This is a genomic window from Bacteroidales bacterium, assembly GCA_018334875.1.
Lineage (GTDB): Bacteria > Bacteroidota > Bacteroidia > Bacteroidales > UBA12077 > JAGXLC01.
In genome coordinates this window covers 1-3,107 of sequence record JAGXLC010000460.1, presented here as the reverse complement: position 1 = coordinate 3,107, position 3,107 = coordinate 1, and the positions used below count along the sequence as shown (strand labels likewise).

Here is a 3,107-nt window from a genome sequence, read left to right as displayed (position 1 = left end):
TTGTTGTATTGGTCTATTTCCTTTCATTATTCAAAAATTTTGCAGAGCCGCGCGCCGAGCGTCGGAGCATTGACAGTCGAACCGTTAGCCAATTTGAAGTCCGCGGGCCCGGCAAGCGAACCATTGTTCAGAATACCACCGGCATACGCACCACGCCAACCGCTGTTGGGGTCGTTGTCGTAGTAAGTGAAATGATAATCACCTACATGCTCAGAAGAGCCTCCATTAATTTGAGTCGGAAGCATGTGCTTATTTAAAAATTCACTTACATATCCATCGTTCTCTGCAATATTGCCTATTAGATTATAACCAGTTTCCGTATCATCAGCAAAGTCGCCTGGGTTATGAGATGTGTATGCCCTTGCCCCATTTTCTGAACTATTATGCAGGTTCAAACCATCTTTAAATTTCCAGATATGCCCAAAAGGATTTCGGATATGGAACATAACCGCTATCTGTGTATTTAACGTTTTCGTTCCATCCCCCCAGTTCTCAATTGTAAGAGATATTTCACCATGTCTAACATCGGCAGAATTAGGGCTATCAACAATAAGATTGCCATCAGGATCGGCATAGCTCGATAATGCCCCGCCATGAGTCTCCCATACCGGCCATTTCCCTGAACAGAATGTATCCCAATCTCCACTATTTGCATTCGTTGCACCTGTACTTATAGCTTCCTGTGAATTGAGATTAAGACTTTCAGCTACCCAAAGGTGGTATATGATATTATACATGAAGTAAGGTTCAATACACCACCCGCTACCTATATTCGCGGCTTTCTGTCGGAACCAATCTCTTGTTTGATTTGTCTCCTGTGTTACGGCGGATACAGATTGTATAATATCACTACCTGAATTATAATATGCAGGATAAATACCCCAGAAAAAGCGCGGAGTTTTCGCAAAGCCAGATAGTGGATACAGTGAAAATTTCCAATCCTCGTAAGTATCTGTGCCATCTGACCATATATCAACCCGATAGTAAAACGGCTCGAAAACGGTCATCACCTCTCCATCTGCTCCTGTCAGGTCAGAAGCTTCATCAGAATCCTTCTTCTTCGTCAGATCATTTCCAGTACTTCCACCCAGTTTATATACAACATTTCCTGCATGATCTACCACTGCCGGGTATATCATGTCATACGAGTTGACAGGCTTGGCTGCAATAGTAGCAGGATCACTCCCAATTTCCGTAACAAGAGTTTCTGTTTGACCTTTGATTAATCGGAAGCCGTACCAGGCACCCAGTAATCCCCCTTTTGCCCCTACTATGTTGTTATTTATGTTTAGCATGATTAATAAGCTTTACAAAAATAAACAGTATCTAAAACATTATTATCATCCAAAACGATTTTCTTCATAGGAACAAGGCTTATGTTTTCTTTGTTACTCAATTCAAAATCAGATATTTCCGTCCCGTCGGCAAAAATAACATGAACTTGGCCAGACGTGTAACCACTTTTCAGAAGAACAAAAATATAAAGCATATTCAAATATTTTTCACTGTCTGCAATTTTGCCATGATTCTCAGGATCATCCGCAGTTTGTATAGAATAATACTGAGACGTGAAAATATCATCGCCGTTTGATTCCTGGATATTACGATCAACAGTTATCGTGTCCGTGCCGCTTGTGCCGCCAACATTTTTCACTACATAATTATTCCCATCATCATTGCCACCCCTGATAACCTGATTCACGAAGTAATTACTCCCGTTCGCCTCAAAAGTGTTATCTGAAATACTTGCAAAATCTTCTCCTGCATCTGAAAAGTCAGACGTTAAGAGGTTTTGCGGATTACTAACAACGCCTTTACCGGAAGTTGTCAGATCATTTGTTTCACCGATAGGCAGCAGAAATGCGCCTCCCGGTTCTCCGAATTTACTAGTTATACCAGCCATAATTTTATGATTTAATTATTTAAATTTAGCTATTTAACGTTTTAAAAAACCGCCCGGCCCTTCAAAACCGGGCGGCAAAAATCCAATCATTATGAAACCATCAATCCTTGCCTTTTATATCGGAGGCAAAGTTTTTTAATGCCGCAATCTCTTTTAAAGCCTTCGGTGCTGCACTATATAATAAAAATATAAAAACGATTGCGACAAAACCCCAATCATCCATAGAGCCTGCCTGCCATATTTGCCCGGCAACAATGAGAAAAGCCATGAATAGGGCAAAATAACTTTTTTGCCTGTCTGAACTTTTCTCTATCATGTCGGCTTCTTTATTGTAAGTCTCTAAATATCCGAGTTTTTTATCTTTCATAACACAAATTCTTTATAATTGTTAACAAATTGTTCTACTGTACCACGTCCTCTATATGTGTTATAATGAGCCTTCCAGTATTCAGCAAGATCATGATAAGCATCCCGGTCTGGCAGCGGCTTCGGCACTCTAAGATAATGCACCCTCGCCATACAAATAGCGAATTTCAGATTATAAACGAGTGCATCGGCTTTCCACTCTTTGAGGTCACAAGTTTTTTCAATTCGCTGTTTAAGGTCAGGTTTATAGTTGAGATAGTTATTAATATGATCTTCAAAAGTATTAGGCTCCATCTGGAATATACCTTTCGCAGGCCCGTTAATCTGCTCAATATAATGACCGAGATGGGACTCCTGAGCTGCTGTGCCCATTAAGAGATTGAGAGCAGATTCAGAATAGAACCCTATTTCTATGAGGGTTTGTTTGATTAGTTGTTTGAGCTGTTCTTTATCCATAATTAAAATATTCCTATAAAATTGTCACCCCATTTCAGTAGGAAAAAGACAACACCTCCGGCTCCAACTGCTATCCACCAACGTCTCTTCCATTTTTTTAGTTCTTTTTCATTACGTTCAACACGTTGTTTTATTCCATTTTCCCGCCATTCATCGCCGAGCAAAAAATTTTTAATGTCCCTTACGTCTTTTTCAAGCGTTTCAAATCTATTCTCATCTATCTGCATATAGAATATCTTCTCATGTATTACGTACTATTTTCTTATAAACGCATCATCCAGGGTAGCTATTTCAGTGCTTGTCAATTTTCCACTTTCAGATGCTTTTTTTATCTCTTCCTCACCGAATTTCGGGTAGTTCTTTTCATTTTTTGAAACATCAG

The 3,107-nt window shown here is 39.7% G+C and carries 5 protein-coding genes; all 5 read right to left on the bottom strand.

From position 1 onward, the window contains the following. Positions 1 to 26: 26 nt before the first annotated feature. The 5 genes from KGY70_19830 to KGY70_19810 all read right to left on the bottom strand — a co-directional run bounded on the left by KGY70_19830 (position 27) and on the right by KGY70_19810 (position 2,952). Positions 27 to 1,295 (bottom strand): hypothetical protein, encoded by a 1,269-nt coding sequence (locus tag KGY70_19830; GenBank protein ID MBS3777455.1) that lies wholly within the window; start codon positions 1,293 to 1,295, stop codon positions 27 to 29. 2 nt (positions 1,296 to 1,297) lie between these two features. Further along, positions 1,298 to 1,903 carry a hypothetical protein gene (locus KGY70_19825; protein ID MBS3777454.1) on the bottom strand — a complete coding sequence of 202 codons (606 nt, stop codon included), beginning with the start codon at positions 1,901 to 1,903 and terminating at the stop codon, positions 1,298 to 1,300. A gap of 100 nt (positions 1,904 to 2,003) precedes the next feature. Then, complete coding sequence (locus KGY70_19820; protein MBS3777453.1) at positions 2,004 to 2,270, bottom strand: hypothetical protein; 267 nt, start codon at positions 2,268 to 2,270, stop codon at positions 2,004 to 2,006. Next, on the bottom strand, positions 2,267 to 2,725 hold the full coding sequence (locus KGY70_19815; protein ID MBS3777452.1) for a hypothetical protein: 459 nt from the start codon (positions 2,723 to 2,725) through the stop codon (positions 2,267 to 2,269). The genes KGY70_19820 and KGY70_19815 overlap by 4 nt, the downstream gene beginning before the upstream one ends. Positions 2,726 to 2,727: 2 nt before the next feature. Continuing rightward, positions 2,728 to 2,952, bottom strand: a complete 225-nt coding sequence (locus KGY70_19810; GenBank protein ID MBS3777451.1) for a hypothetical protein — start codon at positions 2,950 to 2,952, stop codon at positions 2,728 to 2,730. Positions 2,953 to 3,107 lie beyond the last annotated feature (155 nt).

Bases quoted from the DNA above. Each gene is read 5' to 3' on its own strand.
- KGY70_19820 (MBS3777453.1), bottom strand. From the start codon at position 2,270: ATGAAAGATAAAAAACTCGGATATTTAGAGACTTACAATAAAGAAGCC.
- KGY70_19830 (MBS3777455.1), bottom strand. From the start codon at position 1,295: ATGCTAAACATAAATAACAACATAGTAGGGGCAAAAGGGGGATTACTG.
- KGY70_19810 (MBS3777451.1), bottom strand. From the start codon at position 2,952: ATGCAGATAGATGAGAATAGATTTGAAACGCTTGAAAAAGACGTAAGG.
- KGY70_19825 (MBS3777454.1), bottom strand. From the start codon at position 1,903: ATGGCTGGTATAACTAGTAAATTCGGAGAACCGGGAGGCGCATTTCTG.
- KGY70_19815 (MBS3777452.1), bottom strand. From the start codon at position 2,725: ATGGATAAAGAACAGCTCAAACAACTAATCAAACAAACCCTCATAGAA.